The following is a 24,331-nucleotide window of genomic DNA, read 5'->3' as shown; positions in this document are numbered from 1 at the left end:
ACCAGTGGCGGCGATCGGCTAGCACACGGTGCGAACCGGATCACCCAGGTGACAGGACAGCCCGAATTCGGCGAGGGTGTGCGCGGTGTGCGCACCGACCCCGAGCCGGTGGACGGTCGCCAGGTCGGCGGGGGTGTCGACGTCGCAACGAAGACCGGGCCAGTGCCCGCCGAGTGCGTGCGCGCCGTCCGCGCGGTGCGCGCGCGCGGAGTCGACGCCGAAGCGCGGAGCCAGCGCGGCGGTCGTGTCGCGGACCAGTAATGCCGCGGTGCCGGTGCCGGTGTGGTCGATTACCACCGAGCGGACGCCGTCGGGAGCGACGGTGAGCAGGTCGGCCAACTCGGCCGGGCGCAGGGCGGGCAGGTCGGCCTGCAGGGCCAGCAGATGGGCCGGGCCGTGCCGGTCGCGCACCTCGGCCGCGCCCGCCGACAGCGCGGCGTTGAGCGGATCGGGGGCGCCCACCGGTTCGTCGAGGACGTGCGCGCCGAGCGCGCGGGCCCGGGTCGCGACGAGCGGATCGGGGGTGACCACCGTCAGCGACAACACCTCGGGCACCGCGGTCGCGGCCACGACGGTGTCGGCGAACATGGCCAACACGAGCTGACCGCGCTGCTCGGGAGTCAGCACGTCGGCCAGCCTGCTCTTGGCCCGATCGATGTGCTTGACCGCCATCACGGCGTGCACGGTGTGCGGACGCATGACATCAATCCTTACATGGCATATTGAGCTGATGACGAGGGCGGCGGTTATGGGTGCGGGGTCGTGGGGCACCGCGTTCGCGAAGGTGTTGGCTGAGGCGGGGACCGAGGTCACGATCTGGGCCAGACGGAGCGAGGTGGCGCAGGCGCTCGACACGGAGCACCGCAATCCGATCTACCTGCCCGGCGTGCAGTTGCCGCCGGTACACGCCACCGATGATCACCGGGCCGCGCTCGCCGGCGCCGACCTGGTCGTGCTCGCGGTCCCGTCGCAGTCGCTGCGCGCGAATCTGGAGCAGTGGAAGGGCGATATCGATGCCGACGCCACGCTGCTGAGCCTGGCCAAGGGCATCGAGACCGGCACGTTGCTGCGGATGAGTCAGGTCATCGCCGAGGTCACCGGTGCCGAGCCGGGACGCATCGCGGTGCTGTCGGGCCCGAATCTCGCGGGGGAGATCGTCGAACGGCAGCCCGCGGCCACCGTGATCGCGTGTTCGGACAGCGAGCGGGCCGGCGTCGCGCAGCGGGCCTGCGCCACGGGCTATTTCCGGCCGTACACCAACACCGATGTGATCGGCTGCGAGATCGGCGGCGCGTGTAAGAACGTCATCGCGCTGGCCTGCGGCATCGCTTCCGGGATGGGACTGGGCGACAATACCGTCGCCAGCCTGATCACCCGCGGACTGGCCGAGGTGATCCGGCTCGGAGTCGCGCTCGGCGCGCAGCCGGTCACCCTGGCCGGGCTCGCCGGCGTCGGCGACCTGGTGGCGACCTGTACCTCGCCGCTGTCGCGGAACCGGTCCTTCGGGTATGTCCTCGGCGCGGGCGGGTCGATGCAGGTCGCGCAGGACGCGACCAATGGGCAGGTGGCCGAAGGTGTGAAGTCGTGCACATCGGTGCGGGCCCTGGCCGCCGCCCACGACGTGGAGATGCCGCTGACCGACGCGGTGCACCGGGTGTGTCACGAGGGTCTTTCGGTCAGCGAGGCCGTCGACAGTTTGCTCGGCAGGCGGATCAAGCCCGAGTAGGTCGATAGCGCCGCAGGTCGGCCGACCGGTTACGGTGACGTTCATGACGAATCGGATCAGGGTGGCCGTGGTTTTCGGCGGGCGCAGCAGCGAGCACGCCGTCTCGTGTGTGTCGGCGAGCAGTGTGCTGCGCAACCTCGATCCCGAGCGCTACGAGGCGGTGCCGATCGGCATCACCACCACCGGCAGCTGGGTGCTGGCCGAGGGCCTCGGCGCGCTCGAACTCAGCCATGACGCGCTGCCCGCGGTCGACGCGGCGGGCACCGCGCTCACCCTGGCCGCCGATCCGGGCCGGGGCGGCGCGCTGGTCGCGCTCGACGATCCCACCGCCGCCCTGGGCGGCGTCGATGTGGTGTTCCCGATCCTGCACGGTCCGTTCGGCGAGGACGGCACGCTCCAGGGCATGCTCGAGTTAGCCGGCGTCCCCTATGTGGGGGCGGGCGTGCTGGCCAGTGCCGCGGGCATGGACAAGGAGTTCACCAAGAAATTGCTGGCCGCCGAGGGTCTGCCCGTCGGCGTGCAGGTGGTGTTGCGGCCCGGCACGGCGACGCTGACCGAGGACGAGCGCGCGCGCCTCGGCCTGCCCGCGTTCGTGAAGCCGGCTCGCGGCGGATCGTCGATCGGCATCACCAAGATCACCGACTGGGCCGATCTGGACGCCGCGGTCGCGGCCGCGCGTGAACACGATCCGAAGGTGATCGTCGAAGCGGGCATCGTCGGCCGCGAAGTCGAGTGCGGCGTGCTGGAATTCGCCGACGGGCAGGTGCGGGCCAGCGTCGTCTCCGAGATCCGGATGCCCGACGCCGACGCCGCGGCCCCGGAGTTCTACGACTTCGCCACCAAATACCTCGACGACGTCTGCGAATTCGACGTCCCCGCCAAGCTCGACGACGCGGTCGCCGACCAGATCCGCGAGCTGTCGGTGCGTGCCTTCCGCGCGTTGGACTGCCAGGGCCTGGCCCGGGTCGACTTCTTCGTCACCGCCGACGGCCCGGTGATCAACGAGATCAACACCATGCCCGGCTTCACCCCGATCTCGCAGTACCCGCGGATGTGGGAGGCGACCGGTGTCGACTACCCGGCGCTCGTCTCGACCCTGATCGACACCGCCGTGGCGCGCGGCACCGGCCTGCGCTGAGTTTTCGGCGGCTGGTGCCGCGGGTTTTCGGCCTCGTGACCTCGCCGCCGAGGGGCGATACTGCGCCTTCGGCGTTTCGTCTCGCCCCTCGGCGGCGAGGCGGCCGAAAACGTGGTGGTCGCGCGTCTCGGAGTATCGAGGCTCCGAACTAGAGCTCGCCCGGGGTGGGTTCGCGGGCGGGCAGATTCGCGGTGATGACCTCGGATACCGTCTGGATGGAGCCCGCGCCCGACCCGTCGGGGACGGTCAGGGCGATGTAGGTCTCGCGGTCGACGGCGAACCAGGTGCCGACCTTGCCGACCTCGTCGCGGACCTGGAACCACTTCACACCGTCGACCACCGTCAGCGGGGACGCGCGGTTGAATTCGAGCGGCCGATCCAGACCGCAGCGCAGCACGATCGGCTCGCCGCCGTCGGGGTGCTGCCAGGCGCGGGTCGCGGGCGGCGCCGGCTCGACCAGAGTCGACTTGGTGTAGTCGCCCAGGTCGGCGGGCAGGGCGGGCAGCAGGGCCTGGCAGGCCGGGCCGTCGGCCGCCGGGGCCGGGACCGGGCCGAGGGCGAGGGGCTCACGTTCGACGGGGGCGCGCAGGGCGATGAAGGCCGCGACGAGGACGCCGACGATCAGGATGACCGGCAGGGCGACCGCGGTGGCGATCAGCGCGGGGGAGTAGGGGGTCGACGCGTCGGCATCGGGCTCGTCCGTCGTCGACGCGGCAGCCGAGCCGGTCGCGGACGGGTCGGTCGTCGCCGCAGCCGCGGTGTCGGGGGCGTCCGCGCCCGAAGACTTGCCGTCCCGGTCGTCCGCCGCTGTCGGGTCCGACGAATCCGCCGCCATAACCGTCCGGTCCTTTCCGTTGTGTCCGATCGCCTCCGAAAGGGTACCGTCGGGGCGATTTCGTCGGTCAGCAGCACACTGGGAAGGGGCCGGTCATCAGCGAGGACAGCCGTCCGCAGACGGTGCGTGAGCTGGGCGAGTTCGCCCTGATCGACCGGATCACCGCGAACCGGGAGCAGGGACCGCAGGTGCTGCTCGGCCCCGGTGACGACGCCGCGCTGGTCGCCGCGCCCGACGGGCGGTTCGTGGTGAGTACCGACATGCTGGTCGAGGGCAGGCACTTCCGCCGCGACTGGTCGGCGCCGCAGGACATCGGTCGCAAGGCCATCGCGCAGAACGCCGCCGACATCGTCGCCATGGGCGCGCGCCCGACGGCCTTCGTCGTCGCGCTCGGCTGCCCGGCCGACACCCCGGTGCCGGTGGTGACCGGCATCGCCGACGGCATGTGGGCCGAGGCGAGCCGCGCGGGCGGGTCCATCGCGGGCGGCGACCTGGTGCGCAGTGACCAGCTGGTCGTCTCGGTGACCGCGTTCGGTGACCTGGGCGGCCGGGCGGCGCTGACCCGCTCGGGCGCGACCGTCGGTGACATCGTCGCGGTGGCGGGCGAACTCGGCTGGTCCGGCGCCGGACTGGCCGTATTGTCCGGCGACGCCGACACTTCCGACCCGGCTTTCGCGCACGCCCTTGCGACGCATCGGGTTCCGCAACCGCCCTACGCCGCGGTGCTCGATGTCGCCGGTGGTGCGACGCCGACCGCGCTCACCGACGTCTCCGACGGGTTGCTCGCCGACCTCGGCCATCTCGCGACTGCCTCGGGCGTGGCGATCGACGTGCACAGCGCGGCGCTGGCCGACCCCGACCTGGCCGCGCTCGCCGTACTGCTCGATGTCGATGCGGCGCAATGGATTCTGGCCGGCGGCGAGGATCACGCCTTCGCGGGCACCTGGCCCGCGGGCACCGCGTTGCCGCCGGGCTGGCGGCCGATCGGCGTCGTCACCGCAGGCAGCGGCGTCACCGTGGACGGTGCCGCGCCGACCGGCGGCACCGGCTGGGAATCGTTCCGTGGGGCGGACGCCACGCCCGGCGGCCGGAACCGATAGGTTGTGCGGTCATGGGTGCCAAACCACTGTCGGAGATCATCGATCCGGGCTGGGCCCGGGCACTGGAGCCGGTGGCCGACCGGATCAGCGAGATGGGCGAATTCCTGCGTGCCGAGAACGCCGCGGGCCGGGGCTATCTGCCCGCCGGGGAGAACGTGCTACGCGCGTTCCGCCGTCCGTTCGACGCCGTGCGCGTGCTGATCGTCGGCCAGGATCCCTACCCGACGCCGGGCCACGCGATGGGTCTGAGTTTCTCTGTCGCCCCTGAGGTCTCGCCGGTGCCGCGCAGCCTGTCCAACATCTTCGCCGAGTACACCAAGGACCTCGGCTTCGATACGCCCAGCTGCGGTGACCTGAGCCCGTGGTCGGATCAGGGTGTGCTGCTGCTGAACCGGGTGCTCACCGTGACGCCCGGCACGCCCGCCTCGCATCGCGGCAAGGGCTGGGAAGCGGTCACCGAGCAGGCCATCCGGGCGCTGGTCGCCCGCGACGAGCCGCTGGTCGCCGTGCTGTGGGGACGCGACGCGGGCTCGCTCAAGCCGACGCTGACCGAGGCCGAGATCCCCTACATCGAATCGGCCCACCCCTCACCCTTGTCGGCCTCGCGCGGATTCTTCGGTTCGCGGCCCTTCTCCCGGGTCAACGAACTGCTCGACGAACTCGGAGCCGAACCCGTCGACTGGCGGCTGCCCTGACCCGGGGCGTCGCCCGCACCAGAAGAAAATGATGAAGGAGCACAACCCGATGCACATCACGACCGTTCGCGCCGCCGTCGCGACCGCCGCCGTCGCCGCCGCCCTGACCGCGGGCGCCGCCTCGGCCAACGCGGCGGGCCTGGCACTCGAGCCCTACAACGAGGAGGCCGCGCCGGTGGCCACTACCCAGATCGGTGAGGAATGGACCTCCACCGGCACCTCCACCATCTCCTCGGGCGTGAACGCGAAGGTGACCTGCCTGCTGCAGAACACCTTCAGCGCCCTCGGCGCGCAGTGCTAGTAGGCGGCTGGCGCCGCGGGGTTTCGGCCTCGTGACCTCGCCGCCGAGGGGCGAGACTGCGCCTTCGGCGTTACGTCCCGCCCCTCGGCGGCGAGGCGGCCGAAACCTTCGATGATCAGGTGAGGCCCAGGTAGTTCGGCTTGCGCTTGGCGACGAAGGCGTCGACGCCTTCGGTGCCGGTGCTGCTGTTCGCGGCGGCGGAGATGCTGTCGCGTTCGGCATCGAGCTGCTGGTCCAGTGTCGCCGTCGGCGACTGGGCCAGCAGCTTTTTCATGGCCGCGTAGGTGGCGCGGGGGCCGGTGACGAAACTCTGGGCCACGCGCAGTGCCTCGGCGCGGACCTCGTCGTCGGCGACGGTGCGGCTCAGAATGCCCAGGCGCACGGCCTCGTCGGCGCCGAGGACGGCGTCGGTGAGCAGGATCTCGGCGGCCCGGCTCGTGCCGACGATGCGGGGCAGCAGCCAGGACATGCCGCCGTCGGGGCTCAGGCCGATGCCCGGGTAGGCGGGGCGCAGCTTGGTCGAGGGGCCACCGATCGCGATGTCGGCGGCGCACACCAGGCTCATGCCGGCGCCTGCGGCCCAGCCGTGCACCGAGGCCACGACCGGAACCGGCGTCGCGGCCAGCGCGCGCACGAAGTCGTGCAGTTCGGAGGCGAGCTGGTGCAGGTAGGCGCCACGGTCCTCGGCGCCGGCGAAGTGGTGGACGTTGCCGCCCGCGCAGAAGTTGGCGCCGGTGCCGGTCAGCAGCACAGCGCCGACCTCGGGATCGAGCGCGCGCAGGGCCTCGGTGCCCGCGTTGATCAGGTCGAAATTCATCGAAGTGCCCGCGGCGGCGGTGGCGATCGGCAGCTGCAGGACGCCGTCGACGACAGTGACGGCGGTGACCGGTTCGGTGGTACTCATGGCGTCACCCTAGCGAGAGCCGCGTCGCCACCACTGTTCGGGCAGCAGGGTGAAGGGGTCGACCCGGCGCACTCCGGTGTCGGCGAAGCCGTGCCTGCGATAGAAGGCGTGGGCACGCGGATAGTCGCCGAAGACCCACAGTGTGCACGGTGAGCCGGGAGCGGCGGCTTCGATCAGCGCGTCGGCGACGCCGGTGCCGTGCCAGGCGGCGCGGACATACAGCGCTTCCAGTTCGAATTCGGTCGCCGAGGCGAAGCCGATCAGCCGGTCGCCGGACAGCGCGATCGGCAGGCGGTGTGTTCCGTCGGTGCGGCGGCGCTCCCAGGTGAGCGCGGAGCGTTCGAGATCGAACCCGGACAGTACATGGCCCGGCACCAGGACGTCGTAGGCCTCGCGCCAGCTCGCGATATGACAGGCGGCGAGCGCGGTGACCCGCTCGGCGGTCAGCGACGCGAGGCGCCAGTCAGTCACGTCGACCCCCACCGACGACAAAGCCCCGGATCACCCACGAGGGGCGCCGGGGCGCTGTCGGCAGAATGTACGGGCTGAGAATCAGCCGCGGACGACCTTGCCCGCCTTCAGGCAGGAGGTGCACACGTTCATCCGGCGGGTGTTGCCAGGGGCAACCTGCGCACGCACGGTCTGGATGTTCGGGTTCCAGCGACGGTTGGTGCGCCGGTGCGAGTGCGAGACCGACTTCCCGAAACCGGGGCCCTTGGCGCAGACGTCGCAAACGGCAGCCATGTCGCGAGCTCCTTCATGTCATAAGCGGACAGCGGCGCACGTATGCCCGCTGAACCGGAAACTGATGTCGTCAAATGCCTTGCCGACTCGCGTCGGCCAGCGCAGACCGGGATCGGCCGCACGAGGCAACCCTGCAAGGGTAGCTGGCCGGGCCGTGAACTTCCAAACCGGGTGTCCCGGTCGACACGCCGGGCACGGCCCGGATGACGGGCCCGTCCGCGGTCAGCATACCCCTGTCGGTCGCTGGCGCTAACCTGGCGTGCGGTGCCCGGCGGGCGGGCGCCGCCAACGGTGAGCGAGGTGACGGTGTCGCACGTGCGGGAGGCGCTGGACGGCGCCGAGCTGCTGGACTGGGCCAGGGCCTGCCGCACCGATCTGGAACTCCGCCGCGCCGAGATCGACGCGCTCAATGTGTTCCCCATCGCCGACTCCGACACCGGAACCAATCTGCTCGCCACGATGCGCGCCGCCGTCGCCGCCGCCGAGCGCGCGATCCCGGACGCGACACCTGCCGGTCTCGCCGCCGATCGAGTCGGCCTCGCGGGTGTGGAGCCCGGTGCGGGTGGTGTCGCGGGTGTCGATCCTGGCGCGGGCGCTATCGCGGGGGTGGACCCTGGCGCAGGCGGCATTGGGGGTATAGACCCCGGGGCGGGTGCCGAGGGCGTCGGACTCGGCGCGGTCGGCATGGACGTCGGCATGGGCACGGGAGCTACGGAGACCGGCGGCGGCCCTTCGGCCCATCTCGTCGCGCAGGCGCTCGCGCGCGGAGCGACCACAGGTGCGCGGGGGAACTCGGGGATCATTCTGTCGCAGGTGTTGCGTGGGATCGCCGAGGCGGTGGTCGGGGGTCCGCTGACCGGGGAACGGTTGCGGACGGCCCTGCGGCGGGCCGCGGTGCTCGTGCGCACCGGACTCAGCGCTCCGGTCGAGGGCACGATTCTGACGGTGCTCGACCGGGCCGCCGTCGCGGCCGACGCCTCGGCGGAAGTCTCGCTGATCTCCGTCGCGCAGTCGGCAGCCGAGGGCGCCGCGCGTGCGCTCAACGAGACGCCGGCGCAGCTGGGCGTCCTGCGGGCGGCGGGCGTCGTCGATGCCGGTGCCAGGGGACTGCTGGTGTTGCTCGATTGCCTGGTGCGACGGATCTGCGGGCAAGCCCCGGCCAGGGACAGCTACTTGCGGGCCGACGGGCAGAGCGCGACCCGGCGGTGGCCTGGCGTCGACGACGGCCCGCCCGCCGACAGCCGATCCGGCGCCAACCGGCCCGACGCCAACCGATCCGATGGCGGCCGATCCGACGCCCGCCGACCCGTCGATGGCCGAGAGCATCCGTCCGGGCAGGCGCCTCCCCGAACCGCCGATTCGGAGCCGACGCGCCCCGCCGACTCCTGGGACGACCACCGCGACTTCCCGGATCCCCACTTCGAGGTCATGTACGTGATCGCCGACACGGACGAGGCCGCCGCGTCGGGATTGCGCGACCGGCTCGCCGTGCTCGGTGACTCGGTCGTCGTGGTCGGCGACGGGGACAGCACCTGGTCGGCGCATGTGCACTGCCGCGACGCGGGCGCGGCGATCGAAGCCGGACTGGCGATCGGCACCGTGACCGGCATCCGCATCGAGAGCTTCGCGGTGACCGCGCCCCACGGCGGACACGCCGAACACGTCGCGCTCGACGCCGCCCGCGATGGCGCGCCGGCGACCAACGGCGACGGTCGGCACCGCGCCGGCCCCCCGGTGCCCGCCGACCGGGGCATCCTGGCGGTGGCCTCCGGCGCCGCGGCCGCCCGCCTGTTCGAGGACGCGGGCGCGGTGGTGCTGCGCGGTGACCGCCAGCTCGACACGACCGCCCTGCTCACCGCGATCCGCGCGATGCCGAACCGGGAAGTCCTCGTCCTGCCCAACGGCGCGCTGCCCGCGCAGGAACTCGTGGCCGCCGGTGTCGCCGCCCGTGACGGGTCACGTGACGTCCTGCTGCTGCCGAGCGCGTCGATGGTGCAGGGCCTGGCCGCGCTCGCGGTCCACGATCGCGGCCGGATCGCCGTGGACGACGCGTTCGCGATGTCGGAGGCGGCCGCGACCACCCGCTGGGGCGCGCTGCGCCCGGCCCGGGTACGCGCGCTGACCATGGTCGGCATGTGCTCGCCCGGTGACGGACTCGGCCTGGTCGGCCACGACGTGGTGGTCATCGACCCCGACGTGGTCGGCGCCGGTCGTATCCTGCTGGACCGGATGCTCGGTCTCGGTGGCGAATTGGTGACACTGCTGATGGGCGCCGACGCGGGCCCCGAACTGGGCGCGGTCCTGGCCGAGCACGTGACAGCCGGTTTCCCCGGTGTCGAGGTCGTGGTGTATTCCGGTGGGCAGCAAGCGGATCTGGTGCAGATAGGGGTCGAGTGATGGCGACGTTGAGTGACCGGCTCGACCACGTGCTCGGGGTGAAGGCGGCCGACCGGCTGACCGAGGCGTTCGACATGACCACGGTCGAGGACCTGTTGCGTCACTATCCCGTCCGCTACGCCACCCAGGGACAGCCGCTCACCGAGGAGGAACCGGAGGAGAGCGCGCACATCACCGTCATCGGCCGGATCACCAAAACCGAACTGCGCCCGATGAAGAACCGGCGCGGCTCGCTGCTCAAGGTGCAGCTCGACACCGGCGCCACCCGCCCGATCGAGGCCACCTTCTTCAACGGTGACAAGGTGCGCTACCTGGTGAAAGAGGGGGTGCGAGCGATGATGTCGGGCACCGTGCACTGGTGGCGCCCCGACCGCTGGAACCTCTCGCACCCGGACTATCTGATCCTGCCCGACAAGGCCGAGGCCGGTGTCGAGGAGCTGACCTCCGTACGCGGCAGCGGCGCGCTGCGCGGACTGGCGCAGAGCGCGAAAGGCGCTGGGGGAGTGGACGCGTCGTTCTTCGAGCGCGAGTTCGTGCCGGTGTACCCGGCGACGGCGAAGGTGCAGAGCTGGGATCTGCTGGCCTGCATTCGCCAGGTGCTCGACCAGCTCGACCCGATCGAGGACCCGCTGCCCGCCGACCTGCGCGAGGAACGCCACCTGCTCGAGGTCTCCGACGCGCTGCGCCTGATCCACCTGCCCGAACACAAGCTCGATATCGAGAAGGCCAGGGACCGGCTGCGTTTCGACGAGGCGCTGGCCCTGCAGCTGGTGCTGGCCGAGCGCAGGCACGAGGTCGAGGGCCGCACCGCCCCGGCGTGCCCGCCGCGCACCGACGGCATCGCCGCCGCCTTCGACGAGCGGCTGCCGTTCGAGCTGACCGAGGGCCAGCAGCAGGTGATCGACGAGATCTCCGCCGACCTGTCGCGCACCCGCCCGATGCACCGCCTGTTGCAGGGCGAGGTGGGCTCGGGCAAGACCATCGTCGCCCTGCACGCGATGCTGCAGGCGGTCGACGCGGGCCGCCAGTGCGCGCTGCTCGCGCCGACGGAAGTGCTCGCCGCCCAGCACTACCGGTCGCTGCGGGCGATGCTCGGTGATCTCGGCACCGCCGGGGAACTCGGCGCGGCCGAACAATCCACGAAGGTGGTGCTGCTCACCGGCTCGATGTCGGTAGCGGCGAAGAAGGCGGCGCTGCTGGACGCGATGACCGGTGAAGCCGGCTTGGTCATCGGGACGCATGCGCTGATCCAGGACGCGGTGGAGTTCTTCGACCTCGGCCTGGTGGTCGTCGACGAACAGCACCGCTTCGGCGTCGAACAGCGCGATGCCCTGCGTGCCAAGGCCAAGGACGGCGTCAGCCCGCACCTGCTGGTCATGACCGCCACGCCGATTCCGCGCACCATCGCGATGACCACGCTCGGTGATCTGGAGACCTCCACCCTCACCCAATTGCCCAGGGGCCGTTCACCGATCGTGTCGAAGGTGGTGCCGCGCAAGCTGCATCCGGGCTGGGTGGACCGCGCCTGGGAGCGCATTCTCGAAGAGGTCGGCGCGGGCAGACAGGCGTATGTGGTGTGCTCGCGCATCGGCGAGGACCCCGACGCCCCGCCCGCCAAGGGCAAGAAATCCGCGGAGGAGAAGGAGGGCCCGACCACCCAGGCCGCGGTCGAGATGTACGAGACGCTGAGCGCGGGCGCGCTGTCCGGCGTGCGGGTCGGGCTGCTGCACGGCCGCCTGCCGTCGGACGAGAAGGACCAGGTGATGCGTCAGTTCAACGACGGCGCCATCGATGTCCTGGTGTGCACCACGGTCGTCGAGGTCGGTGTCGACGTGCCGAACGCGACGGTGATGGTGATCGTCGACGCCGACCGGTTCGGCGTGAGTCAGCTGCACCAGCTGCGCGGGCGGATCGGCCGTGGCAAGCATCCCGGCCTGTGTCTGCTGATCACCGATGCCGCGCCCGGCGGCACCGCGATGGCCCGGCTGGAGGCGGTGGCCGCGACCACCGACGGCTTCGAACTCTCGGTGCTCGACCTGCGCCAGCGCCGCGAGGGCGATGTGCTCGGCGCGGCGCAGTCCGGCACCGCCCGGTCGCTGCGGCTGCTGTCGCTGCTCGACGATCTCGAGGTGATCACCGCCGCCCAGGAGCTGGCCAGGCAGGTCGTCGCCGACGACCCCGGCCTGGTGAAGCATCCCGGGCTGGCGGGGATGATGGACGCCGCCGTCGACGGCGAACGCATCGAATACCTCGCGAAGTCCTGACGCTCAGCGCGGCAGGCGCGGATACGGCAGATCGGTGCTGGTGTGCTCGGCCACCGCGAGTGGCCGCCCGATCTGCGGGAACGCGCGCTGCGGGCACGCGGGCCGCTCGCACACCTTGCAGCCCGCCCCGATCGGCACCGCCACCTGCGGGTCGTCCAGTTGCAGGCCCTGGGAGTAGACCAGCCGGTCGGCGTATTCGATATCGCAGCCGAGCCCGATGACGAAGTTCTTCGCCGCGGTGCCATAGCCCTGCGCGGATGCCGGGGTGGTCCGGGCGATCCACAGGTAGCGGCGCCCGTCGGGCATCTCCGAGATCTGGGTGAGGATGCGGCCCGGGTGCGCGAACGCCTCGTGGGTGACCCACAGCGGGCAGCTGCCGCCGACCCGGGAGAAATGGAACGCGGTGGCGGACTGCCGTTTCGAGATGTTGCCCGCCCGGTCGGTGCGTACCAGGAAGAACGGCACCCCGCGCTGGCCCTGTCGCTGCAGGGTGCTCAGCCGGTGGCACACCGTCTCGAAGCCGACCTCGAACCGCAGCGCGAGCAGGTCGACGTCGTAGCGCAGTTCCTCCGCCGACCGCAGGAACCGGCCGTAGGGCAGGATCAGCGCGCCCGCGAAGTAGTTGGCCAGCCCGACCCTGGCCAGGGTGCGGGACTCACCGGTGAGTGCCCGTGATTCGGCGAGGACGTTGTCGATCTCGCGCCCGTAGAGCAGCAGGCCCAGGGTGGTGGCGATCTGGAAGGCACGCTGTCCGGGGCGCAGCCGCCGCGCCAGGGTGAGCGTGCGGGTGTCGGGATCGTAGTGGCGCTTGGGAATGGTCGGGTCGGCGCCGTCGCCGCGGACCAGCACGGTCACGCCTGCGCGTTCCTCCGCGATCCTGGCCAGCTGCCGATCCAGCGAGCCGATGCTCAGCCCCGACTCCTCGAACAGCTGCTCGGCGGCGTGGTCGAGGGTGGAGATGTGGTTGCGGTGGTCGTAGAAGAAGTCGCGTACGTCCTCGTAGGGCATGGGTGTGCCCGGCGCGCCGCTGGGCGTGTCCACCCGCGAGGACAGCAGGTCGAGCTGATCGGTGGCCGCGCGCAGGCGCCGGTGCATGGCGATGACGATGCGGGCCACCTCCGGCAGCCGGGTCGCGAGTTCCTCGACCTCGGTGATCGGCGCGGTGTCACCGCCGCCCGCGGCTTCCACGAGCACTTCGTGCAGATCCGAGACCAGCCGCGCGTCGGAGTCGGCGGCGAAGAACTGCACATCCAGATCGAAGGTCGAGTTCAGTTTCAGCAGAACGGGAATGGTGAGCGGGCGCTGGTCGCGTTCGAGCTGGTTGAGATAACTGGGCGAGAGATCCAGCGATTTCGCGAGCGCCGCCTGAGTCATCCGTCGTTCTTCACGCAGCCGTCGTAGCCTGGCCCCCGCGTACATCTTCCGCACGCCGGAGATCCTAACTCGCCGGGTTTGCAATGTTCGCTCGAAATCGTGATTGTCTGGGGAGAAGCCCAGTCCTGCAAGGGATTTTACCTGTGACTACCGGTGCGTAACGTGCGAAGAGACCGTTAGGTCGGATCCGGGGTCCGTGGCGATCGGATATCACGTCCCCGACCTTACCGTCCAGCCTTCGCAACGTTCGCTGATTCATCGAGTGTCGCACACAAAAATACGCTTGTTCAGCATGTTCTCCGAGCGGTTCGCGGTGCGTAGCGTGCGAATTGTGGCTGGGATCGACCAGCTGGAATCGGAGGATCAGTGAAAACCCATCTCGTTCGCAGTGTCGGCGCCGCCGAGGAGTTCCCCCGCGCGCAGCACCTGGCCACGCTGGTGGCGGAGGTGGCCACCGACCCGGTGCCGGTGTCAGGCGAGGTCACCGACATGATCGTCAACCGGATCATCGACAACGCGGCGGTGGCCGCGGCCTCGGTCCTGCGCGGCCCGGTGCGGACGGCCAGAGCGCAGGCGAGCGCCCATCCGCTGCCCGTGGGCGCACGCCGACACGGCGCCACCGTGTTCGGACTGGCGGGCGCGCAGCGCTTTTCCCCGGAGTGGGCGGCGCTGGCCAACGGTGTCGCGGTCCGCGAACTCGACTTCCACGACACCTTCCTGGCCGCCGAGTACTCCCATCCCGGCGACAACATCCCGCCGATCCTGGCCGTCGCCCAGCACACCGGGCGCAGCGGCGCCGAGCTGATCCGCGGCCTGGCGACCGGCTACGAGATCCAGATCGACCTCGTGCGCGCGATCTGCCTGCACGAGCACAAGATCGACCATGTCGCCCATCTCGGCCCGTCGGCCGCGGCGGGCATCGGCACGCTGCTCGGTCTCGACGCCGAGACCATCTATCAGGCGGTCGGCCAGGCGCTGCACACCACCACCGCGACCCGGCAGTCCCGCAAGGGCGAGATCTCCAGCTGGAAGGCCTACGCGCCGGCCTTCGCGGGCAAGATGGCGGTCGAGGCGGTCGACCGCGCGATGCGCGGGGAGGGCGCGCCCGCCCCGATCTGGGAGGGCGCCGACGGCGTCATCGCCTGGCTGCTCGGCGGCGCCGACGCCGAATATCGGGTGCCGCTGCCGGGCCCCGGCGAGGCCAAGCGCGCGATCCTGGACAGCTACACCAAGGAGCACTCGGCCGAATACCAGAGCCAGGCCCCGATCGACCTGGCGCGCAGGCTGCGCGAGCGGATCGCCGACACCGCCCGCATCACCTCGATCGTGCTGCACACCAGCCATCACACCCACTACGTGATCGGCACCGGGTCCGGTGACCCGCAGAAGTTCGACCCGCACGCCAGCCGCGAGACCCTCGACCACTCGCTGCCCTATATCTTCGCGGTCGCCCTGCAGGACGGCACCTGGCATCACGAGCGCTCTTACGCACCCGAGCGCGCGCGCAGGCCCGACACCATCGCGCTGTGGCGCAAGATCTCCACCGTCGAGGACCCGGAGTGGACGCGCCGCTATCACGCGACCGACCCGGCGGAGAAGGCCTTCGGCGCCAGGGCCGTGGTCACCCTCGACGACGGCACCGTCGTCGTCGACGAGCTCGCGGTGGCCGACGCGCATCCGCTGGGCGCGCGGCCGTTCGCCCGCGCGCAGTACCTCGAGAAGTTCCGCGTCCTCGCCGACGGCGTCGTCGCGCCGGACGAGCAGGAGCGCTTCCTCGACGCCGCGCAGCGGACCCCGGAGCTGGCCGCGGGCGAGCTGGACCAGCTCAGCTTCGCGGTCGACCCGGTCCTGTTCGAGGTGCTCCCCGCCGCGCGGGAAGGACTGTTCTGATGAATGTTTCGGGACTGCTCGCCGCGCACACCAGCCCGGCGCGCAAACGCGCCGCGTTCCGGGCCGGCCTGGCCTCCGGACAGTTGCAGCGGTTGCCGGGCGCGGTGAATCCGCTGGTGGCCACGCTGATCCAGGAGATCGGATTCGACGGCGTGTACGTCTCCGGTGCGGTGGTGTCGGCCGAGCTGGCGCTGCCCGACATCGGCCTGACCACCCTCACCGAGGTCGTCGAACGCGGTCGCCAGATCGCGCGCGCCACCGAACTGCCGGTCCTCGTCGACGCGGACACCGGCTTCGGCGAACCGATGAACGCCGCCCGCACGGTGGCCCTGCTCGAGGACGCAGGCCTGGCCGGCTGTCACCTCGAGGATCAGGTCAATCCGAAACGGTGCGGTCATCTCGACGGCAAGGCGGTGGTCGAGACCGCGGCGATGGTGCGCCGGATTCGGGCCGCCGTCGCGGTGCGCCGCGATCCCGGCTTCGTGATCTGTGCCCGCACCGACGCGCGCGCCATCGAGGGACTCGACGCGGCGATCGAGCGGGCCAAGGCCTACGCCGACGCGGGCGCCGACCTGATCTTCACCGAGGCGCTGGTCGAGGAGGCCGAGTTCGCGAGGTTCCGGGCTGCCGTGGATGTCCCACTGCTGGCCAACATGACCGAGTTCGGCAAGACCCCGCTGCTGTCGGCCGCGACCTTGACCGATCTCGGCTACAACGCGGTGATCTACCCGGTCACCACGCTGCGGCTGGCGATGGGCGCGATCGAGGACGGCCTGCGCGAGATCGCCACGGCCGGTACTCAAGCGGCGCTGCTGGGTCGCATGCAGCACCGGTCGCGGCTCTACGAACTGCTGGGCTACCAGCGCTACAACGAATTCGACTCCGGCATCTTCGATTTCACGGTGGGTGAGTGACCATGACCAGTGGACAGACGGCACCGCGGCCCATCGCCAAGGGGCTGGCGGGGGTGGTGGTCGACACGACGAGCATCTCCAAGGTGGTCGCCGAGACCAACTCGCTGACCTACCGCGGCTATCCCGTGCAGGATCTGGCCGCGCGCTGCACCTTCGAGGAGGTCGTTTACCTGCTCTGGCACGGCGAGCTGCCCGACGACGGGCAGCTGCAACAGCTGTGCCAGCGCGAACGCGCGCAGCGCCGGATCGACCGGTCGGTGCTGGCGCTGGTGGAGAAGATGCCCGACACCTGTCATCCAATGGATGTGGTGCGCACGGTCGTCAGCTACCTCGGCACCGAGGACGCCGCCGCCGAGAGCGTGGGCGAACGGGAAAGACTCGCCGCCGCACTGCGATTGACCGCGCTGCTGCCCACGGTGATCGCGGCCGCGATGCGCAGGCGGCGCGGGCTCGACCCGATCGCCCCGCATTCCCAGCTCGGGTTCGCCGAGAACTTCCTGTACATGTGCTTCGGCGAGGTGCCCGCGCCGCGGATCGTGCGGGCGTTCGAGATCTCGCTGATCCTCTACGCCGAGCACGGTTTCAACGCCTCCACCTTCGCCGCCCGGGTGGTGACCTCCACCGGCTCGGACCTGTACAGCGCGATCACCGCGGCCATCGGCGCGTTGAAGGGCAGGCTGCACGGCGGCGCCAACGAGGCGGTCATGCACACCATGCTCGAGATCGGTGACCCCGCTCGGGCCGCGGCCTGGGTCGGCGAGACGCTGGCCGCGCGGCGCAAGGTGATGGGCTTCGGCCACCGCGTCTACCGCAACGGCGACTCGCGGGTGCCGACGATGAAGGCCGCCCTCGACGAGGTGGCCGCGGTCACCGGCGGACAGCGGTGGGTGCGAATGTACGACGCGCTCGCCGCGGCCATGGCCGAGAAGACCGGTATCGCACCGAATCTCGACTTCCCCGCCGGGCCCGCCTACTACCTGATGGGCTTCGACATCGAGATGTTCACGCCCATCTTCGTGATGAGCCGGATCACCGGCTGGACCGCGCACGTCGCCGAGCAGTCGGCCGCGAACGCGCTGATCCGGCCGCTGTCGGAGTATCGCGGCGTCGACCAGCGTCCGGTGCCCACGCGTCACTGACCGGTCCGCGTCGGCACCGCATCGCCGACGCCGCGGACCGGCACCACCGCCCCGGACGGATCACCCGTCCGGGGCGGTGCTGTGTTCAGCGCAGCGCGGCGGCCGCCGTCACCAGGTTGCGCAGCGACGCCTCGACCTCCACCGGGCCACGCGTCTTGAGACCGCAGTCCGGGTTCACCCAGAGTCGTTCGGCCGGTACGGCCGCCAGCGCGGCCGACAGTGCGGCGGTGAGCTCCTCGACCGAGGGCACCCGGGGCGAGTGGATGTCGTAGACGCCGGGGCCGACCCCGAGCGCGAAACCGGCCGCGTTCAGGTCGTCGAGAACCTCCATGTGCGAGCGGGCCGCCTCGATCGAGGTGACATCGGCGTCCAGGCCCGCGATCGCCGAGATCACCTCGCCGAACTCCGAATAGCACAGGTGCGTGTGCACCTGGGTGGTGTCGGCGACACCGGCGGTGGCCAGCCGGAACGCGTCCACCGACCAGCGCAGGTAGGCGGGCTGATCGGCCGCGCGCAGCGGCAGCAGCTCGCGCAGGGCGGGCTCGTCGACCTGGATGATCCGGGCGCCCTGGGCCTCCAGATCCACCAATTCGTCCCGGATCGCCAGCGCGACCTGACGAGCCGAGTCGGCCTGCGGCTGATCGTCGCGGACGAACGACCACGCCAGGATCGTCACCGGACCGGTCAGCATGCCCTTGACCGGCTTGGCGGTCAGCGACTGGGCGTAGCCGATCCACGACAGCGTCATCGGCGCGGGCCGCGCGACGTCGCCGAACAGGATCGGTGGGCGCACACAGCGGGTGCCGTAGGACTGCACCCAGCCCGCCTCGGTGGTGGCGAAGCCGTCGAGGAGCTCGGCGAAGTACTGGACCATGTCGTTGCGTTCCGGCTCGCCGTGCACCAGCACGTCCAGGCCGAGCTTCTCCTGCAGGGCGATCACGTCGGCGATCTCGGCCCGCATCCGGCGCTCGTATTCGGCCGCATCGATCTCGCCGGTGCGCAGCGCGGCGCGGGCCAGGCGGATGGCCGAGGTCTGCGGGTAGGAGCCTATCGTGGTGGTCGGCAGCACCGGCAGGTCGAGGTGAGCGCGCTGCGCCGCCCTGCGCTCGTCGGCGGGGGAGCGGGTCAGGTCGTCCTCGTCGAGGGCGGCCAGGCGGGCGCGGACCCGGTCGTCGTGCAGGCGCGGGTCGGTGCGCCTGGTCTCGGCGGCGGCGCGCGCCGCGGCCAGCTCGTCGCCGACCGCGGCGGCGCCCTCGGCCAGGGCGGTCGCGAGAACCCGCACCTCGCCGACCTTTTCGGCGCCGAATGCCAGCCACGAGCGAAGCCGGTCGTCGAGCCCGGTCTCCGGGGTCAGCGAGTACGGCACATGCAGCAGGGAGCACGAGGTCGAGACCGCCACGCCGGTGCCCAGGGCGCCGAGCGTGTCGAGCGCGGCGTCGAGGTCGGTGCGCCAGATGTTGCGGCCGTCGACGACACCGGCGACCAGCAGCTTGCCCGCCAGCGCCGGGACGGCGGCGATCGCGGACACCTCGATGCCCGCGGTGAGATCGAGGGCGACACCCTCGATGCCGGTGTCCGCCACTGCCGCCAGCGCGCCGTCGGGGTGCCCGAAGTAGGTGGCGACCAGGAGCGCGGGCCGGTCCGGCGCGGCCGACAGCGCGGTGTAGGTCTCGCGCACGAGCCCGATCTCGGCCGCGGTCAGGTCGGTGACCAGCACCGGCTCATCGATCTGCACCCACCGCGCGCCCGCCTCGGCCAGGCGTGCCAGCAGGTCCAGGTACAGCGGCACCAGTTCCGGCAGCCGGTCCAGCGCCGCGCCGTCGGCGGACTTGGCGAGCTTCAGGAAGGTCAGCGGGCCGATCACCACCGGCCGGGCCGGCACGCCGAGCGCGATGGCCTCGGCGAGTTCGGTCAGCAGCTTGTCCGGGTGCAGCGTGAACACGGTGGCCGCGTCGATCTCGGGCACCAGGTAGTGGTAGTTGGTGTCGAACCACTTGGTCATCTCCAGCGGCGTGACCGTGTCGGTCCCGCGTGCGGCCGCGAAATAGCGGTCCAGCGGGTCGGCGATGTCGGTCACCCGATGCGGCAGCGCACCGAGCAGGACGGCGGTGTCGAGCATCTGGTCGTAGTAGGAGAAGGTGCCGACGGGCACCGAATCCAGGCCGGCCGCGTGGAGCGCGGCGAACTGCACGGTGCGCAGCATGCGGCCGACGGCGTGCAGGTCCTCGGCGTCGAGCCGACCTGCCCAGTAGGACTCGATGGCGCGCTTGAGTTCCCGGCGCGGGCCGACCCGCGGTAGGCCGAGAACCGTTGCGGTGAACGGAGAGTGCGAAACAGTCACGGAGATTCTCCAGTGTCGTGCGGGGAGAGCCGACGCCTTTCGCGGGCGAGGAAGACACCTCCGGGACCCGTCGCGAGACACGACAGGCCGGCACAGGTGGTCCGCGCGCCCGATCCACGAGGCGGTGGCCGCCGGATACGGCGTATCCGGCACAGTCGGCAGGTCTTCGGACTCGCGGGCACCGGCCGTGTGATCGACCGACCTACTGGCCGTCGCTTCCCGGGCGTCGTGCCCAGTGCTGATGACGGCGGTCGTTCCTGCATACCGCTGCGGGACAGTCCCGGATTCCCACCGGGTTCCCTCTTCACCCGGCACACAGTGCCCGGGCTTCGACACCGGCGCGGGAGGTCGGGGCTCCGACTCTTCCACCGCGCAGGCGAACCAGCTGCGTCGCCCAGCATAGGGCCTCGGCGCGTACCGTCGCGACCACCCCGGCGCGCGTGGCCCGCGTGACCTGCGCTTCGGCGGCGCACCGCCGGGCGTCCGCCACGGTGAGATGTGACGGCCCGATGAACGCAACTTCGCAGGTGGGCGGGTGTGCGATGTGAAGATTGCTGCGAAGCCACCTTGCGTGACGGTCCTGCGGTCGCGTCCGGGTACCGTGGTCCAATGTTCTCGAAAGTCTTGGTCGCCAATCGTGGTGAGATCGCCATTCGCGCCTTCCGCGCGGCATACGAACTCGGCATCGGAACGGTCGCGGTGTTCCCCCATGAGGACCGCAACTCCGTCCATCGGCTGAAGGCGGCCGAGTCGTATCAGATCGGCGAGGAAGGGCACCCGGTCCGGGCGTACCTGTCCATCGAGGCGATCATCGACGCGGCCAAGAGCGCGGGCGCCGACGCCATCTACCCCGGCTACGGCTTCCTGTCGGAGAACCCCGACCTCGCGGCCGCCTGCGAGCGCGAGGGCATCACGTTCATCGGCCCCTCGGCCGCCGTCCTGGAGATGGCGGGCAACAAGGCCACCGCCATCGCCGCCGCCAAGGCCGCCGGCCTGCCGGTGCTGAAGTCCAGCGAACCCTCCGCCGACATCGACGCCCTGCTGGCCGCCGCCCAGGAGTTCGAGTACCCGATCTTCGTCAAGGCCGTCGCCGGTGGTGGTGGTCGCGGCATGCGCCGGGTCGCCGCGCCCGAGCAACTGCGCGAGTCGATCGAGGCGGCCTCGCGCGAGGCCGAGTCGGCCTTCGGTGACCCGACCGTGTTCCTCGAGCAGGCCGTGGTGAATCCGCGCCACATCGAGGTGCAGATCCTGGCCGACCAGCACGGCAATGTCATGCACCTGTTCGAGCGCGACTGCTCGCTGCAGCGCCGCCACCAGAAGGTGATCGAGCTCGCGCCCGCGCCGAACCTGGATCCCGCACTGCGCGAACGCATCTGCGCCGACGCGGTGGCCTTCGCCCGCCAGATCGGTTACAGCAACGCGGGCACCGTGGAGTTCCTGCTCGACGAGCGCGGCAAGCACGTGTTCATCGAGATGAACCCGCGCATCCAGGTCGAGCACACGGTCACCGAGGAGATCACCGACGTCGACCTCGTGCAGTCACAGCTGCGGATCGCCGCCGGGGAGACCCTGGCCGATCTGGGCCTGAGCCAGGACACGGTGTCGATCCGGGGCGCCGCGCTGCAGTGCCGCATCACCACCGAGGACCCGGCCAACGGCTTCCGCCCCGACACCGGCCGCATCACCGCCTACCGCACCCCCGGCGGCGCGGGCATCCGCCTCGACGGCGGCGCGAACCTGGGCGCGGAGATCGGCGCCTACTTCGACTCGATGCTGGTCAAGCTGACCTGCCGTGGCCGCGACCTGCCCGCCGCGGCCGCCCGTGCCCGGCGCGCGCTGGCCGAGTTCCGCATCCGTGGCGTCACGACCAACATCCCGTTCCTGCTCTCGGTGCTCGACGACCCCGACTTCCAGGCGGGCCGGGTCACCACCTCGTTCATCGACGAGCGGCCCGAGCTGCTGACCTCGCGCGGCTCGGCCGACCGTGGCACCAAGATCCTGAGCTACCTGGCCGACGTCACCGTCAACAAGCCGCACGGCGACCGCCCGACCACCGTGTACCCGTACGACAAGCTGCCCGCCGTCGACCTGACGCTGCCGCCGCCGGACGGCTCGCGTCAGCGCCTGCTCGCCCTCGGCCCCGAGGGCTTCGCCCGCGCCCTGCGCGAGCAGAAGGCCCTCGGCGTCACCGACACCACCTTCCGCGACGCACACCAGTCGCTGCTGGCGACGCGGGTGCGCACCAACGGCCTGCTCGGTGTCGCCGGGCACGTCGCCCGGCTGACCCCGGAACTGCTCTCGATCGAGGCGTGGGGCGGCGCGACCTACGATGTGGCGCTGCGCTTCCTGCACGAGGACCCGTGGGAGCGGCTGGCCGCCCTGCGCGAGGCCGTGCCCAACATCTGTCTGCAGATGCTGCTGCGCGGCCGCAACACCGTCGGCTACACGCCGTACCCGGAACAGGTCACCCGCGCGTTCGTCTCCGAGGCCGCGACCACCGGCATCGACATCTTCCGCATCTTCGACGCGCTCAACAATGTCGACCAGATGCGCCCGGCCATCGACGCCGTGCGCGAAACGAACACGGCCATCGCCGAAGTCGCGCTCAGCTACACCGGCGACCTGCTCGACCCGAACGAGTCGCTCTACACCCTCGACTACTACCTGAAGCTGGCCGAGCAGATCGTCGACGCGGGCGCGCACGTGCTCGCGATCAAGGACATGGCGGGCCTGCTGCGCGCGCCCGCGGCGGCGAAGCTGGTCACCGCGCTGCGCGGCAACTTCGATCTGCCGGTGCACGTGCACACCCACGACACCCCCGGCGGTCAGCTGGCGACCTACCTGGCCGCCTGGCAGGCCGGCGCCGACGCGGTCGACGGTGCCTCGGCCGCGATGGCGGGCACGACCTCCCAGCCCGCGCTGTCGGCCATCGTCGCGGCCACCGCGCACACCGAGCACGACACCGGCCTGAACCTGCAGAACGTGTGCGATCTGGAGCCGTACTGGGAGGCGCTGCGCAAGGTCTACGCGCCGTTCGAGTCGGGTCTGCCCGCGCCGACCGGGCGCGTGTACACCCACGAGATCCCGGGCGGTCAGCTGTCGAACCTGCGCCAGCAGGCGATCGCGCTGGGCCTGGGCGACCGGTTCGAGGAGGTCGAGGCCAAGTACGCCGCGGCCGACCGGCTGCTGGGCCGCCTGATCAAGGTGACCCCGTCGTCGAAGGTCGTCGGTGACCTGGCGCTGGCGCTGGTCGGCACCGGTGTCGACATCGAGGACTTCGCCGCCGATCCGGGCCGCTACGACATCCCCGACTCGGTGATCGGCTTCCTGCGCGGCGAACTCGGCGAGCCCGCCGGTGGCTGGCCCGAGCCGTTCCGCAGCAAGGCGCTGGCCGGGCGCAACGAGCCCAAGCCGGAGACCCCGCTGACCGCGGCCGACCAGGCCGGGCTCGACGGCACCTCCCAAGAGCGTCGCGACACCCTCAACCGCCTGCTGTTCCCCGGCCCGACCGCCGAGTTCCAGGCGCACCGGGAGAAGTACGGCGACACCACCGGCCTGTCGGAGAACCAGTTCTTCTACGGTCTGCGCCGCGGCGAGGAGCACCGCGTCCAGCTGGAGAAGGGCGTCACGCTGCTCATCGGGCTGGAGGCGATCTCCGAGCCGGACGAGAAGGGCATGCGCACGGTCATGTGCATCATGAACGGGCAGCTGCGCCCGGTCGCGGTGCGGGACCGCTCGATCGCCTCCGAGGTGCCGGCTGCGGAGAAGGCCGACAAGAACAACCCCGGCCACATCGCGGCGCCGTTCGCCGGTGTCGTCACGCTGGCGGTGTCGGAGGGCGACGAGATCCACGCGGGCGACACCGTCGGCACCATCGAGGCGATGAAGATGGAGGCGGCGATCACCGCGCCGCGCGCCGGCATCGTCGGCCGGATCGCGACCGCCAAGGTGCAGCAGGTCGAGGGCGGCGATCTGCTGGTGGAACTGGCTGCGCGCGAGTCGGAATGACGCGCATCGTCGCGGGCACGGCGGGCGGGCGGCGGCTGAAGGTGCCGCCCGCCGGGACCCGGCCCACCTCGGACCGGGTCCGCGAGGCCCTGTTCAGCGCGATCGACGCGCGCCTGGATCTGGACGGCGCGCGGGTGGTGGACCTGTACGCCGGTTCGGGCGCGCTCGGACTGGAAGCGCTCTCGCGCGGCGCCGCCCACGCCCTGCTCGTCGAGGCCGACCGCAAGGCGGCCGCGGTCGTGCGCGCCAATATCGCCGAACTCGGCCTGCCCGGCGCGGAACTGCGCCTGGGCACGGTCGGCTCGGTGCTGGCGCACGCCGCGCCGAGTCCCTACGACGTGGTCTTCTCCGACCCGCCGTACGACGTGAGCACCGAGGACGTGATCGCCGACCTCACCGCGCTGGCGGCCAACGGCTGGCTCGCGCCCGACGCGCTGGTGATCGTCGAGCGGTCCATCCGCTCACCCGAAATCGCCTGGCCCGCAGGCTATGCGCCGCTGAAGATCCGCAAGTACGGGGAGACCAGAATCGAGCTCGCCGAATTCGGTGCTAGCGTCTGAA

19 protein-coding genes and 1 riboswitch are annotated in these 24,331 nt (G+C 71.3%); of the genes, 12 read left to right on the top strand and 7 right to left on the bottom strand.

Features of this window, described 5'->3' with window-relative positions; genetic code table 11:
• Nucleotides 1–18 precede the first annotated feature (18 nt).
• Complete coding sequence (cofC, locus tag ACIO52_RS27490; RefSeq protein ID WP_218719242.1) at nt 19–699, bottom strand: 2-phospho-L-lactate guanylyltransferase; 681 nt, start codon at nt 697–699, stop codon at nt 19–21.
• Nucleotides 700–730: 31 nt separating this feature from the next.
• Here cofC and ACIO52_RS27485 point away from each other — a divergent pair, with 31 nt between their 5' ends.
• Together ACIO52_RS27485 and ACIO52_RS27480 are read left to right on the top strand one after the other, a co-directional pair.
• Entirely contained in the window at nt 731–1,726 is a 996-nt protein-coding gene (locus ACIO52_RS27485; protein WP_218719243.1) for an NAD(P)H-dependent glycerol-3-phosphate dehydrogenase, read from the top strand.
• Nucleotides 1,727–1,769: 43 nt separating this feature from the next.
• The gene (locus ACIO52_RS27480; protein WP_218719244.1) at nt 1,770–2,864 is read left to right on the top strand and encodes a D-alanine--D-alanine ligase family protein; all 1,095 of its coding nucleotides are present in this window, start codon (nt 1,770–1,772) and stop codon (nt 2,862–2,864) included.
• Nucleotides 2,865–3,012: 148 nt separating this feature from the next.
• Here ACIO52_RS27480 and ACIO52_RS27475 read toward each other — a convergent pair whose 3' ends face one another.
• Nucleotides 3,013–3,699, bottom strand: coding sequence for a DUF3515 domain-containing protein (locus tag ACIO52_RS27475; protein WP_402647906.1), 687 nt, complete (start codon nt 3,697–3,699; stop codon nt 3,013–3,015).
• Between the two features lie 95 nt (nt 3,700–3,794).
• Here ACIO52_RS27475 and ACIO52_RS27470 point away from each other — a divergent pair, with 95 nt between their 5' ends.
• From ACIO52_RS27470 to ACIO52_RS27460, 3 genes are read left to right on the top strand one after another with little or no spacing between them, the layout of a single operon-like run.
• Entirely contained in the window at nt 3,795–4,799 is a 1,005-nt protein-coding gene (locus ACIO52_RS27470) for a thiamine-phosphate kinase (RefSeq protein WP_342800734.1), read from the top strand.
• A gap of 11 nt (nt 4,800–4,810) precedes the next feature.
• Nucleotides 4,811–5,494: a uracil-DNA glycosylase gene (locus tag ACIO52_RS27465; RefSeq protein ID WP_218719245.1), complete on the top strand. Its 684-nt coding sequence runs from the start codon at nt 4,811–4,813 to the stop codon at nt 5,492–5,494.
• Between the two features lie 49 nt (nt 5,495–5,543).
• Nucleotides 5,544–5,795, top strand: coding sequence for a hypothetical protein (locus tag ACIO52_RS27460; RefSeq protein WP_255587987.1), 252 nt, complete (start codon nt 5,544–5,546; stop codon nt 5,793–5,795).
• A 115-nt stretch (nt 5,796–5,910) separates the two neighbouring features.
• Here ACIO52_RS27460 and ACIO52_RS27455 read toward each other — a convergent pair whose 3' ends face one another.
• The 3 genes from ACIO52_RS27455 to rpmB all read right to left on the bottom strand — a co-directional run bounded on the left by ACIO52_RS27455 (nt 5,911) and on the right by rpmB (nt 7,443).
• Complete coding sequence (locus tag ACIO52_RS27455) at nt 5,911–6,699, bottom strand: enoyl-CoA hydratase-related protein (RefSeq protein WP_316575605.1); 789 nt, start codon at nt 6,697–6,699, stop codon at nt 5,911–5,913.
• A 9-nt stretch (nt 6,700–6,708) separates the two neighbouring features.
• On the bottom strand, nt 6,709–7,170 hold the full coding sequence (locus ACIO52_RS27450) for a GNAT family N-acetyltransferase (protein WP_402647902.1): 462 nt from the start codon (nt 7,168–7,170) through the stop codon (nt 6,709–6,711).
• A gap of 81 nt (nt 7,171–7,251) precedes the next feature.
• Nucleotides 7,252–7,443: a 50S ribosomal protein L28 gene (gene rpmB / locus ACIO52_RS27445; RefSeq protein WP_011210730.1), complete on the bottom strand. Its 192-nt coding sequence runs from the start codon at nt 7,441–7,443 to the stop codon at nt 7,252–7,254.
• Nucleotides 7,444–7,734: 291 nt separating this feature from the next.
• Here rpmB and ACIO52_RS27440 point away from each other — a divergent pair, with 291 nt between their 5' ends.
• Together ACIO52_RS27440 and recG are read left to right on the top strand one after the other, a co-directional pair.
• Entirely contained in the window at nt 7,735–9,840 is a 2,106-nt protein-coding gene (locus ACIO52_RS27440) for a DAK2 domain-containing protein (RefSeq protein WP_402647899.1), read from the top strand.
• Entirely contained in the window at nt 9,840–12,104 is a 2,265-nt protein-coding gene (recG, locus tag ACIO52_RS27435) for an ATP-dependent DNA helicase RecG (RefSeq protein ID WP_402647896.1), read from the top strand. Before ACIO52_RS27440 ends, recG begins: the two co-directional genes overlap by 1 nt.
• A 3-nt stretch (nt 12,105–12,107) precedes the next feature.
• On the opposite strand, the gene ACIO52_RS27430 is transcribed toward recG, so the two are convergent.
• Nucleotides 12,108–13,532, bottom strand: a complete 1,425-nt coding sequence (locus ACIO52_RS27430; RefSeq protein ID WP_218719250.1) for a short-chain fatty acyl-CoA regulator family protein — start codon at nt 13,530–13,532, stop codon at nt 12,108–12,110.
• Between the two features lie 312 nt (nt 13,533–13,844).
• Here ACIO52_RS27430 and ACIO52_RS27425 point away from each other — a divergent pair, with 312 nt between their 5' ends.
• The 3 genes from ACIO52_RS27425 to ACIO52_RS27415 are packed head-to-tail and all read left to right on the top strand — an operon-like array spanning nt 13,845 to nt 17,421.
• Nucleotides 13,845–15,368, top strand: coding sequence for an MmgE/PrpD family protein (locus ACIO52_RS27425; RefSeq protein WP_218719251.1), 1,524 nt, complete (start codon nt 13,845–13,847; stop codon nt 15,366–15,368).
• On the top strand, nt 15,368–16,282 hold the full coding sequence (gene prpB / locus ACIO52_RS27420; RefSeq protein WP_218719252.1) for a methylisocitrate lyase: 915 nt from the start codon (nt 15,368–15,370) through the stop codon (nt 16,280–16,282). Before ACIO52_RS27425 ends, prpB begins: the two co-directional genes overlap by 1 nt.
• Nucleotides 16,283–16,284: 2 nt before the next feature.
• Entirely contained in the window at nt 16,285–17,421 is a 1,137-nt protein-coding gene (locus ACIO52_RS27415; RefSeq protein ID WP_316575602.1) for a bifunctional 2-methylcitrate synthase/citrate synthase, read from the top strand.
• A gap of 85 nt (nt 17,422–17,506) precedes the next feature.
• Here ACIO52_RS27415 and metE read toward each other — a convergent pair whose 3' ends face one another.
• The gene (metE, locus tag ACIO52_RS27410) at nt 17,507–19,762 is read right to left on the bottom strand and encodes a 5-methyltetrahydropteroyltriglutamate--homocysteine S-methyltransferase (RefSeq protein ID WP_402647892.1); all 2,256 of its coding nucleotides are present in this window, start codon (nt 19,760–19,762) and stop codon (nt 17,507–17,509) included.
• Nucleotides 19,763–19,901: 139 nt separating this feature from the next.
• A riboswitch (cobalamin riboswitch) is annotated at nt 19,902–20,111 on the bottom strand.
• Between the two features lie 260 nt (nt 20,112–20,371).
• On the opposite strand from metE, the gene ACIO52_RS27405 reads away from it, so the two are divergent.
• Both ACIO52_RS27405 and rsmD read left to right on the top strand, forming a co-directional pair.
• Nucleotides 20,372–23,770 (top strand): pyruvate carboxylase, encoded by a 3,399-nt coding sequence (locus ACIO52_RS27405; protein ID WP_218719255.1) that lies wholly within the window; start codon nt 20,372–20,374, stop codon nt 23,768–23,770.
• Nucleotides 23,767–24,330, top strand: coding sequence for a 16S rRNA (guanine(966)-N(2))-methyltransferase RsmD (gene rsmD, locus ACIO52_RS27400; protein ID WP_218719256.1), 564 nt, complete (start codon nt 23,767–23,769; stop codon nt 24,328–24,330). The genes ACIO52_RS27405 and rsmD overlap by 4 nt, the downstream gene beginning before the upstream one ends.
• Nucleotide 24,331: the final 1 nt, after the last annotated feature.

This window comes from Nocardia sp. NPDC087230 (genome assembly GCF_044744725.1).
In the GTDB taxonomy this organism is placed as follows: Bacteria; Actinomycetota; Actinomycetes; order Mycobacteriales; family Mycobacteriaceae; genus Nocardia; species Nocardia canadensis.
The sequence above is the reverse complement of the archived record's forward strand: the minus strand, read 5'-3'. Positions and strand labels throughout refer to the sequence as shown.